Raw genomic sequence first — 26,742 nt, forward strand, 5'->3', positions numbered from 1 at the left:
CGCGCCGATGACCGCTGAGCGCGCGATCTATGTCGACGCCGATGCCTGCCCGGTCCGGGCCGAGGCCGAACGTGTCGCCACCCGCCACCGGATGCCGGTGAAGCTGGTGTCCAATGGCGGGCTGCGCCCGTCGCGCAACCCGCTGGTCGAAACGGTGATCGTTGCCGAGGGCCCCGACATGGCCGATCGCTGGATCGCCGACAATTGCGGCCCCGGCGACGTGGTGGTGACAGGCGACATCCCGCTGGCCGCGAAATGCCTCGCGGCCGGCGCACGGGTGCTGCGCCACAACGGCGAAACCTTCACCCCCGCCAATATCGGTGCGCAGCTGGCGATGCGCGACCTGATGACCGATCTGCGCGCCGCCAACCCGCTGGGCGCGGGCGGCGGCGGGCAGGGGTTTACAAAGACCGACCGGTCCCGTTTCCTCGACGCGCTGGAACGGGCCGTGCGCGCCGCGCAGAGCGACAAAGGGTAGATCATGCGACCACAAGCGGTGGTGTTCGATATCGGCCGGGTGCTGATCGACTGGAACCCGACCGGGTTCTACGACCGGGAAATCGGCGAAACCGCGCGGCGGGCCCTCTTTGCCGAGGTCGATCTCGAAGCCATGAACGAATCCGTCGACATGGGCCGGCCATTCGCGGCCTCGGTCGAGGCGCTGGCGCGGGCGCATCCGCGCTGGGCGCGGGAAATCCTGCTCTGGCGCGACCGCTGGCTGGACATGGCCAGCCCCGCGATACCGCACACGGTGCGGCTGAAACAGGCGCTGCGCGACAGGGGCGTGCCGGTCTTCGCGCTGTCGAATTTCGGCGTCGAAACCTTCGATATCGCCACCGCCGCCTATCCGTTCCTGCTCGATTTCGACCGGATCTGGGTCTCGGGGCATCACGGGATGATGAAACCCGACCCGGAGTTCTACGCCGCGCTCGAACAGGGCTGCGGCCATGACCCCGCCGCGCTGCTGTTCGCCGACGACCGGCCCGAGAACATCGTCATCGCCGCCCGGCGCGGCTGGCAGGTGCACCTGTTCGACGGCCCCCAGGGGTTCGCCGAACGTCTGGTCGCCGATGGATTGCTGAACGAGGAGGACGCCCGATGACATTTCCGATCATTCCCTTTGCCGAAGGCGAAGCGCGGCTGAACTGGCTGGACCTGGCCGAGGCGCTGGCCCGTGGCCACGATCTGCCCCGCGCAGAGATCGGCGATACGTTCCTCTATCGCGACCCCGACACCCTGTTGTCGCGGGCGGCCTGGATCGACGGGCTGGGGTCGCTGGTCAAGACGGCGACGGTCTTTCCCGGCAACCCGGATCGCGGGGCGCCGATGGTCAATGGCGCGGTCAACCTGTTTTCGGACCGCGATGGCACGCTGGCGGCACTGGTCGACTTTCACCTCGTGACGAAATGGAAAACCGCCTGCGACAGCCTGCTGGCGGCACTGCGGCTGGCCGACCCGGCCAGCCGGTCCATCCTGATCGTCGGGGCCGGCACCGTCGGCGGCTCGCTGATCGAAGCCTTCGGCGCCGGCTTTCCCGAGGCGCGGTTCACGTTGTGGAACCGCACCCGCGCCAAGGCGGAAACCCTGGCGGCGGACTATGACAACGTCGCCGTCGCGGGCGATCTCGAAGAGGCGGTGCGCGCGGCCGACATCGTGGTCAGCGCCACGATGTCGTCGGAACCGGTGATCCGGGGCGACTGGCTGCGGCCGGGCCAGCATGTGAACCTGATCGGCGCCTACCGTCCCGACATGCGCGAGGCCGACGACACCGCCATGGCGCGGTCGCGGATCTTTGTCGACAGCCGCGCCACGACCATCGGCCATATCGGCGAACTGATGATCCCGATCGCGGCGGGTGTCATTTCCGCCGACGATATCGTCGCGGATTTCTATGACCTGCCCGCCTTTGGCCACGATGCCGGCAGCATCAGCCTGTTCAAGAACGGCGGCGGGGCGCATCTGGACCTGATGACCGCGCGCTATATCCTCGACATGTGGCTTCAGGACGGCTGAAGCGCGGGATTGCGCGCCTCGCGCACCGGCAGATGCACGATGGCGCTGAACGCGCCGGCACCGACGCCGACCCACCAGACCAGCGTGTAGTCGCCGGTGATGTCATACATCCGCCCGCCCAGCCAGACCCCGAAAAAGCCGCCGATCTGGTGGCTGAGGAACACGATCCCGTAAAGCGTGCCCATGTAGCGCAGTCCGTAGATATGCGCGACCAGCCCCGAGGTCAGCGGCACGGTGGCCAGCCACAATGCCCCCATGACGATCGAGAACACGATCACCGAACCGGGCGTGATCGGCAGCAGGATGAATGCGGCCGCCACCAGCGTGCGGGCGGCATAGATGGTCGCCAGCAGGTATTTGCGGGGGAAACGATTGCCCGCCCAGCCCGCCAGCAGCGTCCCGCCGATATTCGCCAGCCCGATCAGCGCGATCGACAGCGCGCCCAGCGCCGACGTGGTCGTCACGCCCATCGCGTGCAGCACCCCGCCGGGGGCGATCGGGCCGCACATCTCGGTCACGAAGGCGGGAAAATGCGCGGTGATGAACGCCAGCTGGTAACCGCAGCTGAAAAACCCCAGGAAGATCAGCGTATAGGACGGATCGCGAAACGCGGTTCGCAGGATGCCGGACAGGCTCTGGGTGAACTCGGCCCGGCTGACCTGTTCGGGCGCGCGCATCATCGGCAGCAGCAGCACCAGCGCCAGAACCGCCGCCGCGAACACCAGGAACACCTGCTGCCAGCTGAGAAAGCCCAGCATCCATTCCGCAGTCGGCGCGCCGAACACCTGCCCCGCGCTGCCGGCGGCGGTGACGATGGCCAGCGACATCGACCGGTTTTCGTCCGAGGCGGCCCGCCCGACCGCGCCGAGGATCACGCCGAACCCGGTTCCGGCGATGCCGAAACCGACCAGCCATTCATAGATCTGGTGTTCGAGCGGCGTCACCGACCAGGCCGACAGCACCAGCCCGGCGGCATAGGTGATCGCCCCGAGGACGATGGACCGCCGGTCGCCGACCTTTTCGGCAATCGCCGCGAATATCGGCTGTCCGACACCCCAGGCGAGGTTCTGGATCGCGATCGCCAGCGAGAAATCGGTGCGCAGCCAGCCGAATTCCTCGGCAATCGGGATCTGGAACACGCCAAAGGACGCCCGGATCGCAAAGCTCACCGTGATGATGATGCAGCCGACAATGAGGACCGGCGAAAAGAGAGACTGGCGCGGCATCGTATTCCCTTCGAATTCCGGATGAAACTAGGTTTACTCGGGTGTCCCGGTCAATCGCTCGATCATGGGGTGGGCCATGACCGTTGGTGATGGGTTCGGCCCGGTGCCGGATGCTTTTCAACCGGAATGGGGCGGGCTATGCGTTGGGCATGACCGATTTCGTCCGTCTCTACGAGGACATGGTTGCCGCCGGCGACCTGCGCCCCGATCCGGCCCAGCGGGCCGTGCTGCCGGAATTCGAACGTATCCGCGCCGGGCTGGCACAGCCCCGCAGGCGCGGCCTGTTCCGCCGTGCGCCCGAGCCGCCCCAGGGGCTCTACCTGTGGGGTGGCGTCGGGCGCGGCAAATCCATGCTGATGGACCTGTTCGTCGACAGTATCGGCGGCGAGGTTCCGGTGCGGCGGGTGCATTTCCACGCGTTCATGCAGGAGATCCACGCCGCCATGCACGCGGCCCGGGAACGCGGCGTCGCGGATCCCCTGGCGCCGGTTGCGGCGGATGTGGCGGCATCGGTCCGGCTGCTGGCCTTTGACGAAATGCAGATCACCGACATCACCGACGCGATGATCGTGGGCCGGCTGTTCGAGGCCTTGTTCGCCGCGCGGGTGGTGGTGGTGACCACCTCGAACCGGGTGCCGGACGCGCTCTATGAAAACGGGCTGAACCGGCAGCTGTTCCTGCCCTTCATCGCGCTGATCAAGGACCGGATGGAGGTTCGCGAACTGGCCAGCCCCACCGATTACCGGCAGGACCGGCTGGAAGGCGAACCGGTCTATTTCACCCCGCTGGGGCCCGAGGCCCGCCGGGCGATCGGGGCGATCTGGGCCGACCTGACCGGCGGCCCGGCGCAGCCCCTGATCCTGCAGGTGAAAGGCCGCCGGGTCGAACTGCCCGAGTTTCGCAACGGGATCGCGCGGGCGGGGTTCTTCGATCTCTGCGGCCGGATGCTGGGGCCCGCGGACTACCTTGCAATCGCCGGGGCGGTGAAGGTTTTGGTGCTGGAAGACATCCCGCGCCTGTCGCGCAACAATTTCAACGAGGCCAAGCGGTTCGTCACGCTGATCGACGCGCTCTACGAGGCGCGGGTGCGGCTGATCTGCTCGGCGGCGGACGTGCCCGAAATGCTCTATGTCGAGGGCGATGGCGCGTTCGAATTCGAACGCACGGCATCACGGCTGCGCGAAATGCAGAGCGCGGACTGGGGGCAGGCGTAGCCCGCCCGAATACGACCGTCGGTGTAACGCCGCGTCAGCCGTCGTCGCGCAGGACGTGCCCCGCCAAATAAAGCGATCCGCAGATGAGGATACGCGCGCCGGGTGTCTGCGCGGCGATGGAGGCGACCGCCTCGCGGACGCTGCCGGCGGTGGTTGCAAGCAGGCCCGCATCACGCGCGGCGGCGGCGGTGGCCGCTGCCGGCAATGTCGCGGTCTCGCCCGGAATGGACACCGCCGTCAGGCTGGCCGCCCGCGCCGCGAGAGGCCGCAGGTAACCGCCGATATCCTTGGTGTCGAGCATCCCGCAGACGAGATGCGTCGGCCGGGCCGGAAGGGTCGAAAGATGATCGGCCAGCACCTGCCCCGCCGCCGGATTGTGCCCGCCATCGAGCCAGATCTCGGCATCCGGCGCCAGATCGGCCAACGTGCCGTGACGCAGCCGCTGCATGCGGGCGGGCCATCGGGCCTGCGTCACCGCCGCCTCCAGCGCCGCGTCCCCGAGACCGGCATGGCGCAGGGCGGCAAGCGCGGCCCCCGCATTGGCCAGCTGGTGGGCGCCGGGCAGATTGGGCAGCGGCAGATCGCGCAGGCCGGTTTCGTCCTGATAGACGAGGCGCCCGTGTTCCTCCTGCACATGCCAGTGCTGCCCATGCACGAGCAACGGTGCGCCGATCCGGGATGCGGCGGCTTCGATCACGTCGAGCGCGGCATCGGGCTGCGGCCCGACCACGCAGGGCACGCCGCGTTTCAGGATGCCGGCCTTTTCGGCGGCGATCGACCCGATCGTGTCGCCGAGGAACTGCTGGTGGTCGATGGAAACCGGCGTGATGATGGTCAGCGCCGGGCGCGCGATCACGTTGGTCGCGTCCAGCCGCCCGCCCAGCCCGACCTCGAGCAGGGTGAAATCCGCCGCATGGCGGGCAAATCCCAGCAGCGCGGCGCAGGTCGTGATCTCGAAATAGGTGATCGCCTCACCGCCATTCGCCGCATAGCATTCATCGAGCAGCGCGGCGAGATCCGGTTCGGAAATCAACGTCCCGGCGATCCGGATGCGTTCGTGGAACCGGACCAGATGCGGCGAGGTGTAGGCATGGGCGGTCTTGCCCGCGCCTTCGATCCCGGCGCGGATCATCGCCAGCGTCGAGCCCTTGCCATTGGTGCCCGCCACATGGATGACCGGCGGCAGCCGGTCCTGCGGGTTGCCCAGCGCGTCAAGCAGCCGCCAGACCCTGTCCAGGGTCAGGTCGATGACCTTGGGGTGCAGCGCCATCATCCGTTGCAGGATGACATCCGATCCGGCGGCGGTCATGTTCCGGCGGCGGCCTCGGGCGCGGGCAGGTCGCCCTTGATTTCCGGGGGCAGGTTCATCAGCATCCGGGTGATGGTGATCAGTTCGTCGCGAAGTTCGGTGCGCGGCGTCACCCGGTCCAGCATACCATGTTCCAGCAGATACTCGGCGCGCTGGAAACCTTCGGGCAGTTTTTCGCGGATGGTCTGTTCGATCACGCGCGGACCGGCGAAACAGATCAGCGCGCCCGGTTCGGCGATCTGCACGTCGCCGAGCATCGCGTAGGACGCCGTGACCCCTCCGGTGGTCGGGTGGGTCAGCACGACGATATAGGGCAGCCCCGCCTCCTTGAGCATCTGCACCGCAACGGTGGTGCGCGGCATCTGCATCAGCGACAGGATGCCTTCCTGCATCCGCGCGCCGCCGGCGGCGGAAAACAGGATCAGCGGGCGCTTGAGCTTCACCGCCTCTTTTGCCGCCGCGATGATCGCGTTGCCGACATACATGCCCATCGACCCGGCCATGAAGCTGAAATCCTGCGCGGCGGCGACGATCGGCGTGCGGCCGATTTCGCCGGTGGCGACCAGCATCGCCTCTTTTTCACCGGTGGATTTCTGCGCCGCCCGCTTGCGGTCGGGATATTTCTTCTGGTCGCGGAAATGCAGCGGGTCCGCGACCGGGTCCGGCACGGCCACCTCGTTGAACACGCCGCCGTCGAACAGCGCGGTCAGCCGTGCGCGCGGCACGATGACCATGTGATGCCCGCAGCTGGTGCAGACATTGAGGTTCTCGGTCAGTTCGCGGTGGAACAGCATGGTGCCGCAGCCGTCGCATTTCTGCCAGAGATTCTCGGGCGTCTCGCGGCGCGAGAAGATCGAGTTTATCCGGGGCCGGACATAGTTGGTGATCCAGTTCATGGCTTACCTCTGGCGGAATGCGCTGGCGCCGGGATACGCATTCGCGGGGCGAATTGCAATCAGGCGCGGATCGCCAGCCGGGCCGTCAGCCAGCCCAGCAGCATCAGCATGAAATCCACCGCCAGCCAGCCGCGCAGGACGGTGGTATCCGACATTTCATAGGGCAGCGTAAAGAGCGCGAGCCCCGACAGCCCGTCGGGCAGCGACACGATCAGCAGCGAGACGACATTGTTGGCGAAATGGACCGCGATGGCCGGGCCCAGCGTTCCGGCCCGCGCGGTCAGGTCGGCCATCAGCACGCCGAACAGCCCCGACCACAGCGCGATCAGCACCGCATTGTCGCCCGCCTGCGCGGGCAGGTAGTGACCGGCGGCGAACAGCGCCGATGGCAGCAGCATCCACACCGCCGGATGGGCGAACCGCGCCGCCAGCGACTGCTGGATGTAGCCCCGGAACAGAAGTTCCTCGGTCGCGGTCTGCACCAGCACCGCGCCCAGGGACAGCGGCAGCAGCAGCAGCCAGCGGCCGGGCGCCATGTTCTGCACCAACGGTTCGCCATAATCCCAGGGCGGCAGGAGCATCACCACCGCGGCGAGAACCAGCAGCAGCCGGAACACGCGCCAGAACTGCCGCACGGCCAGCGGCAGCGGACCGACCAGGCCCGCGGGCGCGCGTTGCTGCAACAGGCGGGCCGCCAACGCGACGCCCAGCGCGACGAACCCGAAACTGGCCAGCAGGACCAGCAGCGCCACCGGATGCGACCCGAGGAGCGCCGGGTTGCGCAGGGTTTCACGCCAGAATTCCGGCGCGGCAAGACGCGCAAGACCGCCGAAGACCGCGTTCAGACCCATCGCGATCAGCGCCACCAGCACCAGCCCCGCGACCAGCCGCCACAGCGCCGGACGACCGCGCGCGGGGCCCACCAGGATTTCATGCGCGGCGTAGCTAGGACGCATCGCGCACCGGGGGCGGCGGCGGCGGACCTTGCGCATCGCCTGCGCCGCCCGCGGGCGCCGTTTCGCCCTTGTGTCCGCGCAGGAACCCGGCCGCGCCGGTCAGATGCGACGCCACCGTTTCCAGCAGCCCCACCGCCACGGTGGTGTCGTTTTCCATGACTTCGCGAAATTCCTCGGCGCCGATGCGCAGGAAACAGGATGGCTCGGTCGCGACCAGATCGAGCGCCCGGTTGTCCCCGGTGATGATCGAAAGATCGCCTATGACCCGCCCCGGTTCGATCACCGTGATCGGGGCCTCGTTGCCCGGGTCTGGCCAGCGCAGTTCGGCCCGCCCGTTGAGACAGAGATAGGCGGCGTCGGCGGCGTCACCGGCGGCAAAGATCTTTTCCTCGGGTGCGGCATTGTACCAGTTCGCCGAAAACGCCAGCAGCCGCTGGCTGCGGGTGTCCAGCCGCGCGAATAGCGGGGTGTCGGCGATGATCTGCTGCTTGCGTTTGAGGTCGGCGGCGGCGTCTTCGTCCAGCGATCCGTCATCGCTGCGCGAGATGCCGTCGATGCGCCCGCCCCGGATCTCGACGAACATGTCATAGGCCTGCGGATTCTCGAACCGGTCCTCCATGAAGATGATCGTCGACCGTGGCATCAGGCCGCGCAGCCGTTCGCGGGTCGTGGCGCGGCTGGCCGCATCGTGGCTGGCCAGAACCCGGTCGAGGATCAGGATATCGGGCCGCTTGATCGCCGCCCGGCTGAACGCCGCGCGTTCCTGGAACACGGTGGGCAGGTTGGCGCCGCCGATCCCGGCCCGCAGGTCAAACACGGTCGCGGCCACCTCGTCGCGCAGGTCATGCGCGGCCAGCACCTCGACCACCGTGTCCTCGATTTCGCGGGCGCGCGCACCGGCCATCATCGACACCCGCCCGTAGATCGCGTTTTCGAGCAGCGTCAGCCGGGGCGCATAGATTTCCGGCGTGAGACGCACGAACAGATCACCGGTCCTGCGGCGCAGTTCCTCCGCCCGGGTCTGGCGGATTTCGAGGATGCGCTGCTTGAACTTTTCCGGGAAACCGGGGCCGATCTGTTCGGCGGTCAGCAGGAACGGCACCGTCAGCAGCAGCGCGCGTTCCGCCTCGGTCAGCCCCACATCGCCCGCGGTACAGCATTTCTCGGCGATGTCGGTCAGCTTGTAATAGGTGTCCTCTTCCATTCCCAGCCGCCGGAACAGCGGGTGATCGGTGCCGTCCCGCCCGAAGGTGCGGTTCAGCAGGCCCATCACCGCCTTGGCGATCGACAGGCCTTCCTCGGCCAGCCCCTGTTCTTCCATCAGCCGGATCAGGTTGCCCGACGCGGCCAGCGATTCCTGGGAAATCGACCGGGCCGGCGACGCGAACAGCAGGTTGCCGCCCAGCGGGATCGCCGGGTTGAACCGGTCCGGGTCGAACCGGTAGACGAACCGGTCCAGCCCGCGGTCGCGCAGCCGGTCATGGACTTCGTCCCTGAGGCCGACGATTTCACGGGCCAGAGCCGGGAAATGCGCCGGGTCGACCTGCGACCGCAGCGACCGGCGAACCATGAAATCGTCGATCCCCATCGCTTCGTTCAGGCTGAACCACCATTCGCGGATGTCGTCGTCATCCGTCAGCCCCGCCAGCCCGGGGTCGATCCAGTTCCCGTCGAGCGGGTCGGCACTGTTGCCGGAGCGCCGGGCCTCGGCCGCGCGGCGGTCGCGGTCGCCGGGATCCCAGCGATGTTCCTGCGGGCGCAGCCTGAGCGGCATCATCAGGTTGTCGCCCAGCGTGCCGTCGAACAGGTAGGGCCGCGAATGGGCATGGCCGATCCGCGCCGCGATCGTGGCCTGGTGCATCGTGGCCAGCGGCTGGCCGGACAGCACGACCGACCCGCGCGCCGGCAGCACCTCGCGCGTCAGCAGTTCGGCCAGCGCGGCCCGTTCGGCGGGGCTGCGGCACTGGATCGCCACCCGCGACTGCGGCGGGATCGTCAGGTCGATATCCTCGAGCACCGTGTTGCCGTCCTGGTCGCGCACGGTGACGTCATGCAGCTCGATCGCCCCGTCGAGCCGGGGCAGGTCCTCGGGGTCGTTCTCGAACAGCGCCTCGTCGATCATGTTGGCCGGCGCAAAACGTTCGGTGACGATCTGCCAGCGCAGCGACATGTCCTGCACCTGGTTGTAGTAATACAACAGTTCTTTCCACGGGCTGGACAGGTCCTTGTAGGCGGCCAGCGCCGCCACCAGCGCCCCCACGGTGATATCGCCCCGGATCGCCAGCAGGCCGCCGATGGAATAGAACAGAAACGGCGTCATCTGGGTGATCAGGTTGTTGAGAAATTTCATGAAGAATTTCTTGCGGTATATCCGGAACCGGATATCGAAGAGCTTTCCCAGCCGGTCGGTGAACTGCGCCATGCGATAGCGCCAGCCGCCGTTTGCGCGCAGGTCGCTGATACCCGCGGCGCTTTCGCCGATTTCCGCGGACAGGTGGCGCACCTGGCCGATCCGCTCCTTGTTGAGCAGGTTGATCTGACGCTGCAGGCGCGGGATCAGCCAGGCCTGCAACGGGATCAGCGCCACCGCCGCCAGCCCGAACCACAGGCTCTGCACGAACAGGAACGCCACGATGGTCAGCATCTGCCCGGCCTGGAACACCGGCTGCGCCACCGCATCGCCCATCAGGCCGCCCATGGGTTCGGCCTCGGAGGTGATCATCGACACCAGTTCGCCCTGGCTGGTCGAGCGGAAATAGGGTTTGGGGAACCGCATCGTCCGCGCGATCAGCGTATAGCGCAGCCGCCGCAGCAGGCGCTCGGCCAGCACGCCCTTCATCGTGTTGATGCGCATTTTCATCAGCCCGCTGGCCAGCACCGCGCCCAGAAACGCAAAGCTGAGCAGCAGCAGGTATTGCACCTGCGTGACCTCGAACCCGTAGAGCGGGATCACCGACCCCGGCGCGCCGATGGCGTCGTTGATGATCCGCTTGGGCAGTTCCAGCGACGCGTAGAGAAACGGAAACGAAATCAGCGTCAGCAGCAGCAGAACCAGTTGCTGCCGCTTGGAATTCTTCCAGATGAAGGAAAACAGGGTGGGTTCCATGCACCGGTCCCGGCGAATATCAGATCGGGCACCCACGTTTGCGTTGCGGGGCAGTTGGGGAAGGTAAGCGCTGCACCGGGTCAAATCAAGGCGGGCCCGGTGTCATGGTTCGCCCTTGTGCCGCCCCGCACCCGTGGCTATTCCCGATATGACGTGAATTCAGCGAGGCTACGAGATGCTCAACCGCAAGTTCGACAAGACCCGTCTGCCCAGCCGCCATGTGACCGAAGGCCCGGCCCGCGCGCCGCACCGGTCCTATTATTACGCGATGGGCATGACCGAAGACGAGATCCACCAGCCGCTGGTGGGCGTCGCCACCTGCTGGAACGAAGCCGCGCCCTGCAACATCTCGCTGAACCGCCAGGCGCAGGCGGTGAAGATGGGGGTCAAGCAGGCCTTTGGCACGCCGCGCGAATTCACCACGATCACCGTCACCGACGGCATCGCCATGGGCCACGAAGGGATGCGGTCGTCGCTGGCATCGCGCGAGGCCATCGCCGACACGGTCGAACTGACCATGCGCGGCCATTGCTACGATGCCATCGTCGGGCTGGCCGGTTGCGACAAGAGCCTGCCGGGCATGATGATGGCGATGGTGCGGCTGAACGTGCCGTCCGTGTTCATCTACGGCGGGTCGATCCTGCCGGGCAAGGCGCCCCAGATCGACGAGGTGCCCGAGGATTTCCGGTCTCGCGATCTGACCGTGCAGGACATGTTCGAGGCGGTCGGACGGCACCAGAACGGCACCATGTCCGACAAGGCGCTGGACGTTCTGGAACGGGTCGCCTGCCCCAGCGCCGGCGCCTGCGGCGGCCAGTTTACCGCCAACACCATGGCCTGCGTGTCCGAAGCGATCGGGCTGGCGCTGATGAACAGCTCGGGCATGCCCGCGCCCTACGAATCCCGCGACCAGTATGCCGAGGCCTCGGGCCAGGCGGTGATGACCCTGCTGGACCGCAACATCCGCGCCCGCGATGTCGTCACCCGCAAGAGCCTGGAAAACGCCGCCCGCGTGGTCGCCTGCACCGGCGGATCGACCAATGCGGGGCTGCACCTGCCCGCAATCGCGCACGAGGCGGGGATCGAGTTCTTCCTCGATGACGTGTGCGACATCTTCCGCGAGACGCCCTATTTCGTCGACCTGAAACCGGGCGGCGAGTATGTGGCCAAGGATCTCTTTGACGCAGGCGGCATCCCGGTGGTGATGAAGGAACTGCGCAAGGCCGGCCTGATCCACGAAGATTGCATCACCGCCACCGGCCGCAGCATCGGCGAGGAACTGGACCGGATCGACCGCGAGGCCGACGGCAAGGTGATCTATCCCATCGAGACCCCGATCTCGAAAACCGGCGGCGTGGTGGGCCTGAAAGGCAACCTGGCCCCCGAAGGCGCGATCGTGAAGGTCGCGGGCATCGCCGAGGAAAACCAGAAATTCACCGGCCCCGCCCGCGTCTTCGAATGCGAAGAGGACGCGTTCGAGGCGGTGAAGAAACGCGACTATGCCGAAGGCGAGGTCATCGTCATCCGCAACGAGGGCCCGTCCGGCGGGCCGGGCATGCGCGAGATGCTGGCCACCACCGCCGCCCTGTCCGGCCAGGGCATGGGCAAGAAGGTGGCGCTGATCACCGACGGGCGCTTTTCCGGCGCGACCCGTGGGTTCTGCGTCGGCCATGTCGGCCCCGAGGCGGCCCATGGCGGGCCGATCGCGCTGCTGCGCAATGGCGACATGATCACCATCGACGCGATCTCGGGCAACCTGTCGGTCGATCTGTCCGATGACGAACTGGCCGCGCGCAAGTCTGACTGGGCCGGTCCCCGTGAAACCATCTATGGGTCGGGCGCGCTGTGGAAATACGCGCAGCTCGTCGGCGCGACCTACAAGGGGGCGGTCACCCATCCGGGCGGCGCGGACGAACGGCACCAATACATGGACCTCTAGGCCGGTCGGGCGGGCGGGCCGGTCTTACCCGCCGCCCGCCCGGCCCGCCTGCCAGGACAGGGAGCGCGATGGGCAGGATACTGGAAACGCTGGTGGGCGACCGCGTGCTGCGGCACTGGAACCGTGCCGCAGCCGGTGCCGCCGACCTGTCCCAGCGTGATCTGCGCCACCAGCGCGACCGGGCCCGCAGGCTGCGCGACGTGCTGGACCGTTTCCTCGGCGTCGCCGAGACCCGCCTGGCCGGGCCCGAGATCGGCTCGTCCCGTTTCCCGAGCCCGAAAGGCGCCGACTGGACCTGGCGTCCCGGCCCCTGGCGCGATCCATTGCATTCTCCGGGCCTGGTGGCGACCGGCAAACGGTCGGACCTGTCACCGGGGATCGCGCTGCATCACGACTGCCCGCGGGGCGAGGTGAGCCTGCGCCAGCACCGCAACACCGGCACCGCCGATCTCGCGCCCTTCGGGCTGACGCTCGAGGTCTTCGAGTTCACCGGGTCGTTCCTGTCGCTGGTGATCGAACTGCCCGACGATGCGCTGCGCGGCCTGTCGAAATCCCATGTCATCGGCATTGAGGTGGACGGCCAGTCCGAGCGGGAAACCGCTGTCCATGCCCGGCTGAACATCCGGAACGGGCCGAACACCGAACAGATCCTGCACCAGATGACATCGCGCGCGGGGCTGCTCAGCGCCGGGTTCGACCTGGCCTATGCCGATCTCGACGTCTCGCGCCTTGGCAACGCGTGGATCGATCTCTTTGTCGAGGCCCCCGCCATGAACGCATTCGCGCTGCGCGACCTGCGTCTGGTTCGCCTGCGCCGATCCCAGTTCTGAAGGTCATGACGATGAAGCCACGGACCCAAGCCGCGACCCTGACCAACCTGCGCCTGACCGACGGGGGCTGGATCGGGCTGCTGACTACCGCCGCGGACCAGCCGGCGCCGGACCTACGGGCCACCCTGTCCGGGCAGGTGCTGGACGATATGCGGATCGAACCGGGCGACGAACCGGGCCGGTGGCGGCTGGAGCTTCCCTTGCCGAACGGGCTGCTGGCGGATGGCATGATCGTGCTGCAGATCGCGGACATGGCCGCGGATGCGCTGATCGGGGAATACCACCTCGTCGCCGGTCAGTCGCTGCCCGACGATCTTCGCGGCGAGGTGTCGCTGCTCCGGGCCGAGCTTGACCTTCTGAAACGCGCGTTCCGCCACCATTGCCGCGAAGCCACCGGGGACGACCGGGGCTGACGCGCGGCGTCGTTTCGCGATGCGCGGGCGCGCGATCCGAACCACCGGGCAGGGCGGATACCCCCAATCCGCCCTGCCCGTCCCGACCGGCCTCCTCCCGCACGTGCCGTCGGTTTTCCCTAGCCGACCAGATACATCGCGACCCAGGGCTGGAAGGTGATCACCAGCAGGCAGATCAGCATCAGGACGACGAATGGCAGGGCCGCCCAGCAAACGGTCGAGAACTTCTCGCGGAAGGCCGTCATCGCCACGATGAGGTTCAGGCCCAGCGGCGGTGTCAGGATACCGATTTCCAGGTTCAGGATCATGATGATGCCGAGATGGGTCGAATTGACCCCATAGGCCTCGGCAATCGGTTTCAGCAGCGGTGCCGCCACGGTGATCGCCGAAAGCGTGTCCATGAAACAGCCCATCACCAGCAGCAGCAGGTTCGTCAGCAGCAGGAAACTGGTCTGGCTCTCGATATGCTGGGCCATGAACTCGACGATGTGGTGAGGGATCCGGTGTTCGGTGATCAGCAGGTTGATGCTGGCGGCGATGGCGATCAGCGGGAACAGCGTGCCGACCATCTTGGCCGCGTCGACGGTGATGTCGAAATAGTCCCGGAACCGCAATTCCCTGAGCAGCACCGATTCGATCAGCAACGCATAGAGCAGGGCGACGGCGGCGGATTCTGTCGGCGAGAAATAGCCCGAGTAGATCCCGCCCAGCAGGATGACCGGCATCAGCAAGGCGGGGAGACCGTGGACCAGCGCCCCCCGGAGCTCTGCCAGCGACAGGCGGCTGATCGCCATCCTGCGGTTGACGAAGACCGCGTAGAGCGAAAAGACGCCCGTCAGCAAAAGGCCCGGTCCGATCCCCGCCTTGAACAGGTCGGCAATCGGGCTTTCGGTGATGATGCCGTAGATGATCATCGGAATCGACGGCGGGATCACGATGCCCAGCGTGCCGCCGGCCGCGAGCGCGCCGATGGAAAAGCTCTTAGTATAGCCGTTTTCCAGCATCGCGGGATACAGGATCGTGCCGATGGCCAGCATGGTCACGATGCTGGCGCCCGAGATCGCGGAAAACACGGCGCAGCTGAGGATCGCGGCCACGGCCAGCCCGCCGGGGATCGGGCGGGTCAGCGCGACCATGACGGCAACCAGCCGTGCCGCGATGCTGCCCCGGCTCATCACCGAACCGACGAGGATGAACAGCGGCACCGCAAGCACCAGTTCCCGGTCCATCGCCGACCAGAGATCGGCGGCGAAATATTCAAGCTCGCCACCGCCCCAGACATAGTAGGAATAGCCCGCGACGAAGATCAGGATCAGGATCAGGTTGACCCGGAGGGCCAAAAACAGGACCGAAAGGCCGAGAAGAAGAAGGCCGCTCATTCGATGCTCTCCGATTCGATGGGCGACAGGTCGGGCCAGACGGCATAGGCCATGTGGCGCAGCGCCGAGAGGCTGAAGGCGATGGGCATCGACACCTGCATCGGCCAGACCAGCCAGCCGAGGGTCACGTCGCGATCACCGATCTCGCGCGAAAAGCTCGCGACATCCCAGGATGCCTTGGCCAGCATCAGCAGGATCAGCACCGAAACCACCTGGCCGGCGCGGATCCCCGCGGTTTCGACCGGTCCGGCCAGCACGCCGTCCAGGAACCGGGGGCGCAGGTGCCCGCCGGTCCCGGTCGCGATGCCGAAACCCGCCAGCGCACACAGGATCAGCGCGTAGACCGCGACCCGAACCGAGCCGAACACCCCCTGCCCGAACAGCTCGCGGCCGACGACATCCGCGATCAGCGCGGCGAGCATCACCGCAAAGGTGCAGAACGCCAACGCCCGTTCGAAATTCAAAAGCATGGCCAGCGCAGAGCTGGCGACGGTCTTCATGGCCAATCGTCCTCCCCCCGAACGACCGGGCCGGTGGCGTGACGCCACAGCCACCGGCCGTTCATCGCGTTGTTTTCAGGTTATTTGCAGTCGCTCTTGGCGGCGTCGAACGTCGCCCGGAACGCCGAGATGTCGCCCGGCATGTCGGCCAGCACCTTGTCCCAAACGGCAAGCCCCGCCTGCCGCCAGGCGTCGTTGTCCTCGGCGCTCAGGGTCACGGTTTCCATCCCGTCCGCGGCGCCCTTGGCCAGCATCTGCCGGTCAAAGGCAACCAGGTCATCCACCTGCTGCGCGAAATCCATCTCGTCGCCGACCTTGATCAACGCCGCCTTCTGCGCATCGTCCAGCTTTGCCCAGGTGCGCATCGAAATCGCATAGGCGCCGACGTTGTAATTGTGGTTGGTCGGCGTGTGATACCTGGCGATCTGGTGGGATCCGGTCACCACGAGAAAGGCCGGCGCCAGGTCCACCGCCTCGACCAGCCCGGTCTGCAGCGCCGATGCGGTTTCCGCGCCGGGCAGCGGTTGCGCGGTGGCGCCGACCGAGCCGAAAAAGGCCATCGTCGAGGGCAGCGGGGCAACGCGGACCTTCTGGCCGGCCAGGTCCGCGGGGCTCTGGATCGGTTCGGCGGCCGCGATGTCCTGGACGCCGACCGGTGCCACGGCCAGCAGCTTGTATTTGTTGCCGGCCAGTTCCGCCGTCGGAGCCTTCATCCTGGGCACGACGCATTTGACCTCGTCGATGCTGTCGAACGCATAGGGCATCGTAAAGAGCGTGACCTCGGGCGTGACCGCGGCGAGAAACGGCATCGCGCCGATCCAGATATCGACCCGGCCCGACAGCATGCCCTTCAGCGTATCGGGCTGGTTGCCGAGCTGACCGTTCGGGAAAAACTCGAATTCGATATCCGCGCCGGTTTCCCTGACCTTGTTCATGAAATCGACGGCCTGCTGGCTCCAGACCGAGCCCTCCGGCGTGATCGCGGCGACCTTCAGCGTGGTGGCCGCGGCGGCCGACGCCGCGAACGTCACCCCGATTGCAAGGGCCGAAACCCAGTTCTTCCTGTTCATGCGTGTCTCCTCCCGCAAAACTCTGCGCTCTCTCTCGCCGTTGTGTTTACGGCCCCGGCGGGCCGCATACTGTCTCGTATTTGACAATCTCGTGACAACCTGACGCAGCGGATCAGGCGCTGCGCAATTCGCGCCGAAGGATCTTGCCCACGGTCGATTTCGGCAGTTCCGCGACGAACTCGACATGGCGAGGCACCTTGTAGGCCGTCATCTGCTGCCGGCAGAAGGCAATCACGTCGTCTGCGGTGACGGTGGGTTCCTTCTTCACGCAGAACACCTTGACCGCCTCGCCCGTCTTGTCGTCCGGCACACCGATACAGGCGCTTTCCAGCAGCGTATCCATGCCCGCCAGAACGTCTTCGATCTCGTTGGGAAAGACGTTGAACCCCGAGACGAGGACCATGTCCTTCTTGCGATCGACGATGCGGACATAGCCGTCCTCGTCCATCGTGGCGATGTCGCCGGTGCGGAAATAGCCGTCCGGCGTGAAATAGGCATCCCGCTCGGCCTCGCGCCCCCAATAGCCCGTCATCACCTGGGGCCCCCTGACGCATATCTCGCCGGGTTCGCCGATCCCCAGATCCCGGTCGTCTTCGCCCAGGATCCTGATGTCGGTCGACGGGAAGGCGACACCGACAGTGCCGGTAAAGCTGGGCGCATTCAGCAGGTTCGCCGCGACGATGGGCGAGGTTTCGGACAGCCCGTAGCCCTCGGTGACATGCAGGCCGGTCAGTTGCTTCCAGCGGTCCGAAACCGAACGCTGCGTTGCCGATCCGCCGCCGAACGCAACGGTCAGCCCGGAAAAGTCGCAGTCTTCGAAACCGGGCGTGTTGACCAGGCCGTTATAGAGCGTGTTGACCCCGGTGAACGCGGTCACGCGCCATTTCTTCCATTCCTGGACCAGCGACGGCAGGTCGCGCGGGTTGGGGATCAGCACGTTATGGGCGCCCAGCTTGAAATAGCACAGGAAATTCACCGTCAGCGCAAAGATGTGGTAGAGCGGCAATGCGGTGACCACCACTTCGTGTCCCGGACAGGTCACGTCGGCGACCCAGGCCTCGAAGCTGGCGATGTTCGACATCAGGTTGCCGTGGCTCAGCATCGCGCCCTTGGACAGCCCGGTGGTGCCGCCGGTATATTGCAGGAAAATCAGGTCGTCCGGCGTGATATCGGGTCGGCTGAAGACCATGTCCCGCCCGGCCATCAGCACCTGCGGCAGCGGATGCGCGCGGGCGGCAACGTCCGGATGAACCGGCGGGTTCGGAGCCTGGAGATCGCACAGGTCGAACAGCCCGGTGGTGACGATCGTCCGGATCCCGGTCCGTTCCAGCACCGCCGCCAGGGTCGGCGTCACCTGGTTGAAGATGACGATGGTCTCGACGCCGGCATCGTTGAGCTGATGCGCCAGTTCGCGCGGCGTATAGAGCGGATTGACATTCACCTGCACGCCCCCGGCGCGGATGATGCCAAAGCTGATGACCGGATGCGCCAGCAGGTTCGGCATCATGACGGCGACGCGGTCGCCCCTGGCCAGCCCGGTTTCGGTCTGCAGCCACGCGGCGATATCGCGCGACAGCCGGTCTACCTCGGCAAAGGTCAGATCGGTGTGCAGGCAGTGAAAGGCCGGCTTGTCGCCCCATGTCCCGACCGCCCCGGCCAGCAGGTCGACCACCGTTCCCGAGGTTTCGATCTCGGCCGGGATCGTGCCGTAGTTCTTTTGCCAGATACGTTCCATGGTCCCCCCTAGATCGCGTCTTCCAGCACCATCGCGGCGCCTTTCTCGGCGGTGGCGATGGTGGGAATGTTGGTGTTGGTCGCCGGCATGGTCGGGAAGATCGACGAATCGATCACCCGCAGCCCGTCCAGGCCGTGCACGCGCAGGCGGTCATCGACCACGTCCAGCGGCCCCGAACCCATGCGGCAGGACGAAACCGGGTGCCAGGATGTCTGCCCGGTGCGCCGCATGAAGTCGATGATCTCGTCATCGCTGTCGATATCAAATCCCGGATCGCTTTCCTCGATGATATGCTGCGCCATCGCCGGATGCCTCGCGATCTCGCGCAGCTTGCGCATGCCCTTCAGGGCCGTTTCCGCATCGCCCTGCGCCGACAGGTAATTGGCGTTCATCTCGGGATCGGCGGTCGGGTCGGCCGAGGTGACATGCACCGCGCCACGGCTTTCGGGATAGATGTGGAACTGCCCCAGCCCGATCCCCGAGAACGGGTCGGTCGGCTTGCCGGTCTCGGACAGGTAGCGGTCCCTGGCGGAATACATCGCGATCTGCAGCTTCAGGTCGGCATAGGGCGCGGCGGCGTGCGAACGCGTCATCGCATGGGCGGTCACGGTCGATGTCGCCAGCAGACCCTTGCCGGTGGTGAAATACCGGATCCCGGCCCGGATGCCGCGCAGCTTGCTGTTGAGAACATCGTTCAGCGTGACCGGCTTGTTGACCTTGTAGTTGAACCGCGTGTGCAGGTGATCGGTCAGGTTCTCGCCGACGCCGGGCAGGTTGTGCAGCACCTCGATCCCGTGCCGCCGCAGCAGGTCGGACTGGCCGATGCCGGACAGTTCGAGGATCTTGGGGCTGATGATCGGCCCCGCCGACAGGATGACCTCGCGGCGGGCTCTGATGTCATGCGTCGCCCCGGCGTGGCGGATGCGAATGCCGGTCGCACGCCTGCCTTCGAACAGCACCTTGTCGCAGGGCGCCTGGGTCAGCACGGTCAGGTTGGGCCGGCCCGCAACCGGGTAGAGATAGCCCTTGGCCGTCGAATGGCGCTTGCCGTTCCTGATCGTGAACTGCAACCAGCCGACGCCATCTGCCCTTTCGCCGTTGTAATCGGGGTTGAAGGGTATGCCGACCCCCTGCGCCGCGTCGATGAAGCCGTGGCTGATCGGATCGCGATAGACGCCATAGGAACAGGCCATCGGCCCGCCCCGCCCGCGGGTGGGATCCTGCGTATCGGCGGGCGCGTCCTCTAACCCCCTGAAATAGGGATAGAGATCCTCCCACGCCCAGCCCTTGTTGCCCGCCTCGGCCCATTCGTCATAGCGACGGGGCTCGCCCCGCACGAAGATCATGCCGTTGATCGACGACGACCCGCCCAGCACGGCGCCGCGGGGCCAGAACACCTTTTGCCCGGTCAGCGAGGCTTCGGGGTTGGTCCAGTATTGCCAGGAAATCCGGGGATCCTGCCAGATCTTGCCGATCCCCAGCGGCATGTGGACCCACATGCTCTTGTCTTTCCCGCCGGCCTCGACCAGCAGGACACTGTGCCTGCCGTTCTCGGACAGGCGGTTGGCCAGAACGCAGCCGGCCGAGCCGGCGCCGACGACGACATAGTCGAATTCCGTATTCATCGCGTAGTCTCCAGAGCTTCCATCATCGCCTGCGCCTCGGCCCCCATCCGTGCGAATTGCAGGTCGGGGATTTCCGGTTGCGGCGATGCCTTGGTGAATTTGTGCGGCGCCTCGATCACCAGTTCGACGAAATGCGGCCCCGGCGCGTCCAGCAGGCGCGGCAGGAGCGCGTCGAGCGCCTCGGGCGTGTCGATCCTCTGCGCCGAGGCATAGCCGGCGGCCTGCGCCAGCGCGCGGAAATCGAGGTTCCGCCCCGGCCGATCCACATTGGCCAGGCCGTTGAACTGCACGGCGTTGTTGAACACGAAATGCACGAAGCGCGGCGGCGCGACATCGCTGATCTGCGCCAGCGTGCCCAGTTCCATCAGCAGGCTGGCATCGCCGTCCAGCACCAGGACATGGCGGTCCGGCTGCGCCATCGCGAGCCCGAGCCCCAGCCCGGATGCCCCGCCCATCAGCGGAACCGAGGCGAGGTTCAGCGGGCTCGGCGATACCGCGGTGATGGCGAACATGGCCGACATCGTGTTGGTGACCAGCGCATCCCCGCGGTGGCGGTGGATGATCGCCGCGGCCTGATAGGTATCCATTCCGGGCTCCTCCTCAGTTCCAGGCAAGGTAATGGCCGAAATGGACCACGACGGCGCATTTGCCGGCCCGCGCCGCGTCGATGGCCCGGCCTATCCGCGGCAGGTCGGCGGCCGTCTCGATGTGATGAAACGGAAGGCCGAGCGCGTCGATCACCGGCCGGGTCCGGTTGACCATGACCCGGCTGCTGTCCGATAGCGGCTGGCCCAGATTGTCATGCTCGCGCCCAAAGGCGCCGACCAGGATCACCAGCGGGATCCGGGCGTCGATGCCGACAGACCGCAAGGTATTGAGACAGTTGAACAGGCCCTGGTTCTGCATCATCACGACAGGCTCCAGCCCGCCGACATACATGCCCATCGCGCAGGTCAGCGCCTGGTTTTCCGCCGAGCATTGCAGATAGGTGATCGCGGGATCCCCCTGCAGCCGGTCATGCAGCGCCAGCTGCACCAGATCCGGCACGGTCGTGACCGCGTTGATCTTCTTTTCGGCTAGGATTTCTGCAACCGCTGATGCGGAAACGGAATGGTCTGTGATCGCCACTAAAGCGTCCCTCCTCCTGACGTTTGTGCGTTGCGGCAAACTGTCAGGACGGCGGGCGCCACTCTGTCAAAGAGGTGACAATCAATGCGTGAATTTCAGTTCCTGTTCCAGCAATTCGGGGCTTTCCAGCGTGATCCTGCCATATTTCAGCGAAATGGCACCCTCGGCTTCGAGCAGTTTCAACAGCTTGTTGGTGCGTTGGCGCGACAGGCGCACCAGCCCGGCGAGGCTTTCCTGCGAAATCGCCAGTTCCCGCCTTCCCCCGGACAGTGGCTGATCTGAACCGGCCTTGGCGAGCGACAGCAGCCGCCACACCAGGCGTTCGCGTGCCGTCCAGGTTCCATGCTGTTCAAGGACCTGTGTCGCCAGGTTGAGCCGGTCACACAGGATCATGAGTATGACCTCCATCAGGTCGCGGCGTTCCCAGACCAGTTCCTTGAGCACGGAGCCCCGGACCATCAGGGTCTCGGCGGTGGGCGATTCGACCACCCCGTCCATGGTTTCGCTATAGCCGCCCATGCAGGGATGAACCCCCCATGATTCGCCCCGCCCCAGGAAGGTCGTCAGGATCTCGGTGCCTTCGATGGTAAAGGCGGTCAGGCGGATCTTGCCCTGCAGGATCAGGCAAAGATGCGGCTCGGGATCGCCGCGGCGCGTGATCAGCTGGGATTTCGTTGCCCGCCGGATATGCCCGTTCGCCCGCAGGATTTCAGCGGTTTCGCGGGTAATCCCCGCCCCCCTGCCATCGCGGATACTGAAGAGATCGGCAATCTGCTCGGCCGTCCATGTCATCGCCACGCCCCCCGCATGTGTCGGCCCCCAACCGACGTGACACCGGGAATACCAGATCGCCGGCCTGTTGGCACAGACTATCGCAACCGCCACATGGCGGGCGGGCATCGACCGCCTGAGATCGGCGGTCGCGGGTCTCGTGGCTGTCAGCCGGCGGCGGCGGCGATGCGTCGATATCCGGCCTGGCCGTGATAGAACCCGTTCGAGAACGAAACCCCGTTGCAGATCTCGCGCAACAACGGGTCCGCCTCGGCCGGGCTCCGGGTGCCGTCCAGAACATCCCGATACGTCGTGGCAACCGCCACCATGTCGACCGCCTGCGGCATCAGCCGCAGATGGGTGACCCCGTCCACGATCATCCGGCCGGTTTCGCCCATCAGGTCAACATAGCTCTCCGACTGGGTCTGGATGCCGTTGACGCGCAGGATCGGGCGGTCGTCGGTGGTGCGCAGCGGCATGCCGTCGGCATCCTCCTCGCAGACGAACAGGCAATTGTCCTTGGTGCGGCCATGGGCCCGCGCATGATAGCATCGCGCCGACACCGCCAGCGAGGCCCGGCCGAACACCTGCACCTCGACCCCCAGCCCGAGATCACGCGCCGCCGCGGCGGCGGTGGCGATCGCCGGGGCGGGCAACTCGGCCGGCAGGCAGACATGGGTCGCACCCCGGCCCGCCATCCAGGCGATGGTCGCCTCGTTATAGGCGTTCATGAACGGGCCGATGCGGTGCGGGCGCTCGCCCCGCGCATAGAGGCCCGCGGCGTTGTTTATCTCGATCTCGGGGGCGTCCATGGCGGCCAGGTCGGCGGTCGCCTTGCGTTCGCGTTTCAGCATCACCTCGGCCAGCGACGACAGGATCACCGTCTTGCCGGCCCGTTCCAGCCGTTCGATCGTCGCGGGCAGGTCGGCCTCGTGAAACGGCGCGCGTTTCGAGCAGATCACCTCGCCGAGATAGACCTCGTCGACCGGGGCTTCGTCGGCGATGCGGGCGTAGAAATCCCGCCGCGCCTCGGCGGACCAGTGATAGGCGATGGGGCCAAGGGTCAGTTTCGTCATGTCGCTTACCGCCATTTCTTTGTCTCGAACGCGCCCTGTGTCTGTTTCTGCCCCTCGGTCAGGGCGACCAGGTCGGCGATGTTTGCCTCGCGGCCCGCGCGGATGTCGTCCACTGCCTGCCGAAAGGCCGACACTACGCCGCGCACATAGCTCTTGGAGCGCTGGCGTCCCTCGATCTTGAACGCATGCACCCCGGCGGCGATCAGCTCCGGCAGCAGCCGCGACAGGTTCAGGCTGATCGGTTCCTCGAAGGCATAATAGCCCTCGGTGCGGTGTGGCGCGGTATAGCGCCCCTTGCAGATGGTCGGATAGCCGGCCTTTTCGTCGGACCCGAAACAGTCGATGGTGAAACCGGCCAGTTGCGAGGACATCGACCCGTCGTCGTGGCGCCTGTATTCCACGTCGGAGGCGGGCGAACACACCCCGTCCATGTTGGTCGATTGCCCGGTGAGGTAATTGGTCAGGCTGCACCGGCCCTCGACCATCAGCCCGTGGTTGCCGAAGATGAAGGTTTCGATCTCGCAGGGGATTTCCTTGCGGATTTCGCGGATCTCGGGGATCGTCAGGATGCGTGGCAGCACGACGCGCTTGACACCGAAATTCTCGCAGTAATAGCGGATCGCCTCGGGGCTGGAGGCGGCGGCCTGAACCGACAGGTGCAGCCGCACCTGCGGATGGGTGCGCGCGATGTAATCGGCCACGCCCATATCCGCGACGATGAAGGCATCCACCCCGAGCCGCGCGCCGGTATCGGCGGCCTGCCGCCACAGGTCGACCTTGCCCGCGGGCGGGTAGGTGTTCAGCGCCAGCAGCACCTTGGCCCCCTTGTCATGGGCATAGGCGACTGACGCGGCCAGTTCGTCGGGGGTAAAGTTCAGCCCGGGAAAATTGCGGGCGTTGGTGGCATCCTGGAAACCGCAATAGACCGCATCGGCGCCGGCATCTACGGCGGTGCGCAGGGCGGCGGGCGTGCCGGCCGGGCAGATCAGTTCGGCAAGGCTCATGGTGCGGGAAATCCTTTCTTCACGTTGGGTAGGCGCGGCGCAGCCGGGCCAGGATCGCCCGGCCGGGAGGGCCGAACATCTCGGCGGTTTCCTCGGCGATGGATCCATCGACATCGTCGAGCGCGTTGCGCAGCCGCACCACCGCCTCGGTGTCGCCGGTGACATCGAGATCGCGGGAAAAGAACGCGGCGTCACCGTCCTCTTCGGAATCGACCAGTTCCAGAAGCAGCATGAACTTGCCCCGGATCGTGGCGCCGGCGGCAGGCAGCGCGTCGCGCGGGACGGCCCGGAACACCAGCGCCTCGGGGTCTGGCCGCAGGTGCAGGGCAAAGGGCAGTTCCACCGGGTCGATCACGAAATCGGTTCCCTGATGCGGCCCGAGCCGCGCAAAGAGCGACGGGTGCCGTTCCGCGATCCGCCGCACCACCCGGGACAGGACCGGCTGCACCACCATGCAGGACAGGCGTGCGATGACGGAGGCGCCCGGAATGGCGGCGCGGGGGAGTGTGTCGTGGCTTGAATTCATGATCGGGGCTTTCGATTTGCGCGCATGGCGGGTCCGGTTCCGAGGGCCGCGCGGCACCAGTCCAGGATGGCTTCCTCGTCGGGCGGCAGCGATGTGTCCAGCCCGTCGGCGAAACGCTCGAAGGCGTGGCGGTGGGTGTCGGTCAATCCGGTCAGGACCGGAATATCCTGCGCGAGCGCCTCGGCCATCAGCGACCGGAACCCGCGCCCCTCGGCCTCGCTCAGGCCGAACTTGTTCAGCACGATCAGGTCGGCGCCCCCGGACGTCAGCCGCGACGTGGCGATGCCGACACTGTCCTCGAGCGCGCCCGCATCCATGCGGCAGGCGTTTGAACCCGTCCCCAGGTCCTGCGTGATCCGCATCACCGGCCCGTCCGGCAACAACAACAGGTCGCTGCTGCAATGCGCGTCCGCGCCATCCTGCCCGGTGGCCCGCAGCGCGCCCAGAACCCTGAACCCGTCGCGGCCCAACCGCGCCACGACAGTCGTCAGCAGCCGATCGGTCAGCCCGCGTTCCTGTGCCGAAACGGTCGCAAGGTGCATGGCGATCCCTCAGCCCTGTTCGAAGCGCGGGAACAGCACGTCGTTTTCCAGCGCGATGTGCGCGGCCAGGTCATCGAGAAACTTGCCGGTTCCGGCATAGAGCGCGCGCCAGGACCCGCAGGCGTGATCGGGGGGCGTCAGGTTGCCGGTCATTTCGCGGATCTTTTCGATATCCCCGGAATGGTCGTCATGGTCGGCGCGCATGACCGCGATCGGATGCCCGATGCCCGGCCCGCCCCCGGCACGCATGGCCGGAAACAGGATCATCTCTTCCTTGGCCATGTGGTCTTCCATCTCGCGGCCGAGCGCGGCCAGGGTCTGCGCCAGTTGCCCGGGGACCTGCGGATCCTGCGCATGGACCATGCCCACCCGTTCGGCGAGCTCGATCAGGCCCGGCAGTTCGCGGCGGTGGGTCTGGTGATAGCGCGACAGGATGTGGTCGATCAGGTCGCCCGTCTCAGCGGGGGCTCCGGCGGTGGTGGCTGTCATGGCAAAGCTTCCGGTATTGGGGGGCTTTCAGAGCAATTGGTATTTGAGTTACGCGTTACACCCGTGTAATGCGCATTGTAAATACCAAATCAGGGAATCACCTTTTGCGCCTCACCTCCTTCACCGATTTCGGGTTGCGGGTTCTGATGCGGATGGCGGGCAGCCCCGACCAGCCGTTCACCACGGCGGAGCTGGCCAGCGAGTTCCGCGTGTCACGCAATCACCTGGCCAAGGTGATCTCGTCCCTGGCCGCCGCCGGTTACCTGAACACCCGTCGCGGCGGCGGTGGCGGTGCCATGCTCGCCCGGCGGCCCGAGGAGATCCGGCTGGGCGATGTCATTGCCTGTCTCGAGGCGGACCAGGCGCTGGTCGAGTGTTTCCTGCCCGGCGGCGTGGCCTGCACCCTGACGCCCCGCTGCCGTCTCAAGGCGCGGCTGGCCGATGCCGAGGCCGCCTTCATCGCCGATCTCAACCGAAGTTCGCTGGCGGATTGCGTCTATCACCCGTTTGACCCGTAGCGGGCCGGCCGGGCCATCCCGGCAAACGCAGGGCGGCGCTGGGCACAGGACAGCCGCGCCGCCGGTTCACATCTCGCGCAGATAGGCCCAGGACACATAGCCCTTGAGTCCGGGCGCCCGATCCAGCGCGACCTTGCACCAGCGGGTGCTGCCCGTCTGCTGGCAGCTGCGCACACGCACCACAGTGCCGTTGGGAAGCCCGACGATGATGTTGTAGCCGGTTCCCGGACCCGAGCGCATCTTCAGCATGTCGTCCCCCTCGACGCCATGGACCTCGTAGCGGTCGCGCCCGGCGGCGGCTGCGGACTGGACGCCCGGCACCGATGCCAGACTGCCGATTGCCAGCGCGATCAGGACGGTTCTGAACATCGCTCTCTCCTGTTTCCTGCCTCGGATATCTGTCTAGCGCCCGGAACGGACGAAAGGAACGGCTACATGACCGGGCAGTGTTCCGGAAAGGCCGCGGCCGGTTCGTGA

The 26,742-nt window shown here is 66.6% G+C and carries 27 protein-coding genes; 8 read left to right on the plus strand and 19 right to left on the minus strand.

The window, feature by feature from the left end:
- Window positions 1-7 precede the first annotated feature (7 nt).
- From C6Y53_RS05755 to C6Y53_RS05765, 3 genes are read left to right on the plus strand one after another with little or no spacing between them, the layout of a single operon-like run.
- Window positions 8-478 carry a YaiI/YqxD family protein gene (locus C6Y53_RS05755; protein ID WP_106471571.1) on the plus strand — a complete coding sequence of 157 codons (471 nt, stop codon included), beginning with the start codon at window positions 8-10 and terminating at the stop codon, window positions 476-478.
- A gap of 3 nt (window positions 479-481) precedes the next feature.
- Window positions 482-1,102, plus strand: coding sequence for an HAD family hydrolase (locus tag C6Y53_RS05760; RefSeq protein WP_106471572.1), 621 nt, complete (start codon window positions 482-484; stop codon window positions 1,100-1,102).
- Window positions 1,099-2,013, plus strand: a complete 915-nt coding sequence (locus C6Y53_RS05765) for an ornithine cyclodeaminase family protein (protein ID WP_106471573.1) — start codon at window positions 1,099-1,101, stop codon at window positions 2,011-2,013. The genes C6Y53_RS05760 and C6Y53_RS05765 overlap by 4 nt, the downstream gene beginning before the upstream one ends.
- Here the strand turns inward: C6Y53_RS05765 and C6Y53_RS05770 are convergent.
- Entirely contained in the window at window positions 2,001-3,239 is a 1,239-nt protein-coding gene (locus C6Y53_RS05770; protein WP_106471574.1) for an MFS transporter, read from the minus strand. The two genes, C6Y53_RS05765 and C6Y53_RS05770, sit on opposite strands and share 13 nt — an antisense overlap.
- A 149-nt stretch (window positions 3,240-3,388) precedes the next feature.
- Here C6Y53_RS05770 and zapE point away from each other — a divergent pair, with 149 nt between their 5' ends.
- A complete protein-coding gene (zapE, locus tag C6Y53_RS05775; protein ID WP_106473971.1) occupies window positions 3,389-4,453 on the plus strand; it encodes a cell division protein ZapE in 1,065 nt (354 codons plus the stop codon).
- Window positions 4,454-4,487: 34 nt separating this feature from the next.
- Here the strand turns inward: zapE and C6Y53_RS05780 are convergent, their stop codons facing one another.
- From C6Y53_RS05780 to C6Y53_RS05795, 4 genes are read right to left on the minus strand one after another with little or no spacing between them, the layout of a single operon-like run.
- Window positions 4,488-5,762 carry a bifunctional folylpolyglutamate synthase/dihydrofolate synthase gene (locus C6Y53_RS05780; protein WP_106471575.1) on the minus strand — a complete coding sequence of 425 codons (1,275 nt, stop codon included), beginning with the start codon at window positions 5,760-5,762 and terminating at the stop codon, window positions 4,488-4,490.
- Window positions 5,759-6,658 (minus strand): acetyl-CoA carboxylase, carboxyltransferase subunit beta, encoded by a 900-nt coding sequence (gene accD, locus C6Y53_RS05785; RefSeq protein WP_106471576.1) that lies wholly within the window; start codon window positions 6,656-6,658, stop codon window positions 5,759-5,761. The genes C6Y53_RS05780 and accD overlap by 4 nt, the downstream gene beginning before the upstream one ends.
- A gap of 59 nt (window positions 6,659-6,717) precedes the next feature.
- A complete protein-coding gene (locus C6Y53_RS05790) occupies window positions 6,718-7,581 on the minus strand; it encodes a CPBP family intramembrane glutamic endopeptidase (protein ID WP_342212774.1) in 864 nt (287 codons plus the stop codon).
- 22 nt (window positions 7,582-7,603) lie between these two features.
- Window positions 7,604-10,720 (minus strand): ABC transporter transmembrane domain-containing protein, encoded by a 3,117-nt coding sequence (locus tag C6Y53_RS05795; RefSeq protein WP_106471578.1) that lies wholly within the window; start codon window positions 10,718-10,720, stop codon window positions 7,604-7,606.
- A gap of 175 nt (window positions 10,721-10,895) precedes the next feature.
- Here C6Y53_RS05795 and ilvD point away from each other — a divergent pair, with 175 nt between their 5' ends.
- The 3 genes from ilvD (at window position 10,896) to C6Y53_RS05810 (ending at window position 13,902) form a co-directional block, all read left to right on the plus strand.
- On the plus strand, window positions 10,896-12,659 hold the full coding sequence (ilvD, locus tag C6Y53_RS05800) for a dihydroxy-acid dehydratase (protein ID WP_106471579.1): 1,764 nt from the start codon (window positions 10,896-10,898) through the stop codon (window positions 12,657-12,659).
- Between the two features lie 68 nt (window positions 12,660-12,727).
- On the plus strand, window positions 12,728-13,489 hold the full coding sequence (locus C6Y53_RS05805; protein ID WP_106471580.1) for a DUF6478 family protein: 762 nt from the start codon (window positions 12,728-12,730) through the stop codon (window positions 13,487-13,489).
- Window positions 13,490-13,500: 11 nt separating this feature from the next.
- Window positions 13,501-13,902 (plus strand): hypothetical protein, encoded by a 402-nt coding sequence (locus C6Y53_RS05810; RefSeq protein ID WP_149615463.1) that lies wholly within the window; start codon window positions 13,501-13,503, stop codon window positions 13,900-13,902.
- 119 nt (window positions 13,903-14,021) lie between these two features.
- Here the strand turns inward: C6Y53_RS05810 and C6Y53_RS05815 are convergent, their stop codons facing one another.
- From C6Y53_RS05815 to C6Y53_RS05875, 13 genes are all read right to left on the minus strand, one after another.
- Window positions 14,022-15,281: a TRAP transporter large permease gene (locus C6Y53_RS05815; protein WP_106471582.1), complete on the minus strand. Its 1,260-nt coding sequence runs from the start codon at window positions 15,279-15,281 to the stop codon at window positions 14,022-14,024.
- Window positions 15,278-15,781, minus strand: coding sequence for a TRAP transporter small permease (locus C6Y53_RS05820; RefSeq protein WP_106471583.1), 504 nt, complete (start codon window positions 15,779-15,781; stop codon window positions 15,278-15,280). The genes C6Y53_RS05815 and C6Y53_RS05820 overlap by 4 nt, the downstream gene beginning before the upstream one ends.
- 80 nt (window positions 15,782-15,861) lie before the next feature.
- A complete protein-coding gene (locus C6Y53_RS05825; RefSeq protein ID WP_211299467.1) occupies window positions 15,862-16,851 on the minus strand; it encodes a TRAP transporter substrate-binding protein in 990 nt (329 codons plus the stop codon).
- A gap of 112 nt (window positions 16,852-16,963) precedes the next feature.
- On the minus strand, window positions 16,964-18,586 hold the full coding sequence (locus tag C6Y53_RS05830) for an AMP-binding protein (protein ID WP_106471585.1): 1,623 nt from the start codon (window positions 18,584-18,586) through the stop codon (window positions 16,964-16,966).
- 8 nt (window positions 18,587-18,594) lie between these two features.
- Window positions 18,595-20,211, minus strand: coding sequence for a GMC family oxidoreductase (locus C6Y53_RS05835; protein WP_106471586.1), 1,617 nt, complete (start codon window positions 20,209-20,211; stop codon window positions 18,595-18,597).
- A complete protein-coding gene (locus C6Y53_RS05840; RefSeq protein WP_106471587.1) occupies window positions 20,208-20,798 on the minus strand; it encodes a thiamine pyrophosphate-dependent enzyme in 591 nt (196 codons plus the stop codon). The genes C6Y53_RS05835 and C6Y53_RS05840 overlap by 4 nt, the downstream gene beginning before the upstream one ends.
- A gap of 13 nt (window positions 20,799-20,811) precedes the next feature.
- Window positions 20,812-21,339 carry a thiamine pyrophosphate-binding protein gene (locus C6Y53_RS05845; protein ID WP_211299468.1) on the minus strand — a complete coding sequence of 176 codons (528 nt, stop codon included), beginning with the start codon at window positions 21,337-21,339 and terminating at the stop codon, window positions 20,812-20,814.
- An 81-nt stretch (window positions 21,340-21,420) separates the two neighbouring features.
- Entirely contained in the window at window positions 21,421-22,131 is a 711-nt protein-coding gene (locus C6Y53_RS05850) for a Crp/Fnr family transcriptional regulator (RefSeq protein ID WP_211299469.1), read from the minus strand.
- Between the two features lie 146 nt (window positions 22,132-22,277).
- Complete coding sequence (gene ubiV, locus C6Y53_RS05855) at window positions 22,278-23,186, minus strand: ubiquinone anaerobic biosynthesis protein UbiV (protein WP_244614949.1); 909 nt, start codon at window positions 23,184-23,186, stop codon at window positions 22,278-22,280.
- A 5-nt stretch (window positions 23,187-23,191) separates the two neighbouring features.
- The gene (gene ubiU / locus C6Y53_RS05860) at window positions 23,192-24,190 is read right to left on the minus strand and encodes a ubiquinone anaerobic biosynthesis protein UbiU (protein WP_106471591.1); all 999 of its coding nucleotides are present in this window, start codon (window positions 24,188-24,190) and stop codon (window positions 23,192-23,194) included.
- A gap of 19 nt (window positions 24,191-24,209) precedes the next feature.
- The gene (gene ubiT, locus C6Y53_RS05865; RefSeq protein WP_106471592.1) at window positions 24,210-24,716 is read right to left on the minus strand and encodes a ubiquinone anaerobic biosynthesis accessory factor UbiT; all 507 of its coding nucleotides are present in this window, start codon (window positions 24,714-24,716) and stop codon (window positions 24,210-24,212) included.
- Window positions 24,713-25,258 (minus strand): DUF2478 domain-containing protein, encoded by a 546-nt coding sequence (locus C6Y53_RS05870; protein WP_106471593.1) that lies wholly within the window; start codon window positions 25,256-25,258, stop codon window positions 24,713-24,715. The genes ubiT and C6Y53_RS05870 overlap by 4 nt, the downstream gene beginning before the upstream one ends.
- Window positions 25,259-25,267: 9 nt before the next feature.
- Window positions 25,268-25,747 carry a hemerythrin domain-containing protein gene (locus C6Y53_RS05875; RefSeq protein WP_106471594.1) on the minus strand — a complete coding sequence of 160 codons (480 nt, stop codon included), beginning with the start codon at window positions 25,745-25,747 and terminating at the stop codon, window positions 25,268-25,270.
- Window positions 25,748-25,851: 104 nt separating this feature from the next.
- On the opposite strand from C6Y53_RS05875, the gene C6Y53_RS05880 reads away from it, so the two are divergent.
- Window positions 25,852-26,265 carry an RrF2 family transcriptional regulator gene (locus C6Y53_RS05880; RefSeq protein WP_106471595.1) on the plus strand — a complete coding sequence of 138 codons (414 nt, stop codon included), beginning with the start codon at window positions 25,852-25,854 and terminating at the stop codon, window positions 26,263-26,265.
- Window positions 26,266-26,331: 66 nt separating this feature from the next.
- Here the strand turns inward: C6Y53_RS05880 and C6Y53_RS05885 are convergent, their stop codons facing one another.
- On the minus strand, window positions 26,332-26,634 hold the full coding sequence (locus C6Y53_RS05885; RefSeq protein WP_106471596.1) for an SH3 domain-containing protein: 303 nt from the start codon (window positions 26,632-26,634) through the stop codon (window positions 26,332-26,334).
- Window positions 26,635-26,742: the final 108 nt, after the last annotated feature.

The sequence above is a fragment of the Pukyongiella litopenaei genome, from assembly GCF_003008555.2.
Taxonomy (GTDB): domain Bacteria; phylum Pseudomonadota; class Alphaproteobacteria; order Rhodobacterales; family Rhodobacteraceae; genus Pukyongiella; species Pukyongiella litopenaei.

Excerpts from the sequence above, each read along its gene's own strand:
- C6Y53_RS05755 (WP_106471571.1), top strand. The coding sequence starts at position 8 with ATGACCGCTGAGCGCGCGATCTATGTCGACGCCGATGCCTGCCCGGTC.
- C6Y53_RS05760 (WP_106471572.1), top strand. The coding sequence starts at position 482 with ATGCGACCACAAGCGGTGGTGTTCGATATCGGCCGGGTGCTGATCGAC.
- C6Y53_RS05765 (WP_106471573.1), top strand. The coding sequence starts at position 1,099 with ATGACATTTCCGATCATTCCCTTTGCCGAAGGCGAAGCGCGGCTGAAC.
- C6Y53_RS05770 (WP_106471574.1), bottom strand. The coding sequence starts at position 3,239 with ATGCCGCGCCAGTCTCTCTTTTCGCCGGTCCTCATTGTCGGCTGCATC.
- zapE (WP_106473971.1), top strand. The coding sequence starts at position 3,389 with ATGACCGATTTCGTCCGTCTCTACGAGGACATGGTTGCCGCCGGCGAC.
- C6Y53_RS05780 (WP_106471575.1), bottom strand. The coding sequence starts at position 5,762 with ATGACCGCCGCCGGATCGGATGTCATCCTGCAACGGATGATGGCGCTG.
- accD (WP_106471576.1), bottom strand. The coding sequence starts at position 6,658 with ATGAACTGGATCACCAACTATGTCCGGCCCCGGATAAACTCGATCTTC.
- C6Y53_RS05795 (WP_106471578.1), bottom strand. The coding sequence starts at position 10,720 with ATGGAACCCACCCTGTTTTCCTTCATCTGGAAGAATTCCAAGCGGCAG.
- ilvD (WP_106471579.1), top strand. The coding sequence starts at position 10,896 with ATGCTCAACCGCAAGTTCGACAAGACCCGTCTGCCCAGCCGCCATGTG.
- C6Y53_RS05805 (WP_106471580.1), top strand. The coding sequence starts at position 12,728 with ATGGGCAGGATACTGGAAACGCTGGTGGGCGACCGCGTGCTGCGGCAC.
- C6Y53_RS05810 (WP_149615463.1), top strand. The coding sequence starts at position 13,501 with ATGAAGCCACGGACCCAAGCCGCGACCCTGACCAACCTGCGCCTGACC.
- C6Y53_RS05815 (WP_106471582.1), bottom strand. The coding sequence starts at position 15,281 with ATGAGCGGCCTTCTTCTTCTCGGCCTTTCGGTCCTGTTTTTGGCCCTC.
- C6Y53_RS05820 (WP_106471583.1), bottom strand. The coding sequence starts at position 15,781 with ATGAAGACCGTCGCCAGCTCTGCGCTGGCCATGCTTTTGAATTTCGAA.
- C6Y53_RS05825 (WP_211299467.1), bottom strand. The coding sequence starts at position 16,851 with ATGAACAGGAAGAACTGGGTTTCGGCCCTTGCAATCGGGGTGACGTTC.
- C6Y53_RS05830 (WP_106471585.1), bottom strand. The coding sequence starts at position 18,586 with ATGGAACGTATCTGGCAAAAGAACTACGGCACGATCCCGGCCGAGATC.
- C6Y53_RS05835 (WP_106471586.1), bottom strand. The coding sequence starts at position 20,211 with ATGAATACGGAATTCGACTATGTCGTCGTCGGCGCCGGCTCGGCCGGC.
- C6Y53_RS05840 (WP_106471587.1), bottom strand. The coding sequence starts at position 20,798 with ATGGATACCTATCAGGCCGCGGCGATCATCCACCGCCACCGCGGGGAT.
- C6Y53_RS05850 (WP_211299469.1), bottom strand. The coding sequence starts at position 22,131 with ATGACATGGACGGCCGAGCAGATTGCCGATCTCTTCAGTATCCGCGAT.
- ubiV (WP_244614949.1), bottom strand. The coding sequence starts at position 23,186 with ATGACGAAACTGACCCTTGGCCCCATCGCCTATCACTGGTCCGCCGAG.
- ubiU (WP_106471591.1), bottom strand. The coding sequence starts at position 24,190 with ATGAGCCTTGCCGAACTGATCTGCCCGGCCGGCACGCCCGCCGCCCTG.
- ubiT (WP_106471592.1), bottom strand. The coding sequence starts at position 24,716 with ATGAATTCAAGCCACGACACACTCCCCCGCGCCGCCATTCCGGGCGCC.
- C6Y53_RS05870 (WP_106471593.1), bottom strand. The coding sequence starts at position 25,258 with ATGCACCTTGCGACCGTTTCGGCACAGGAACGCGGGCTGACCGATCGG.
- C6Y53_RS05875 (WP_106471594.1), bottom strand. The coding sequence starts at position 25,747 with ATGACAGCCACCACCGCCGGAGCCCCCGCTGAGACGGGCGACCTGATC.
- C6Y53_RS05885 (WP_106471596.1), bottom strand. The coding sequence starts at position 26,634 with ATGTTCAGAACCGTCCTGATCGCGCTGGCAATCGGCAGTCTGGCATCG.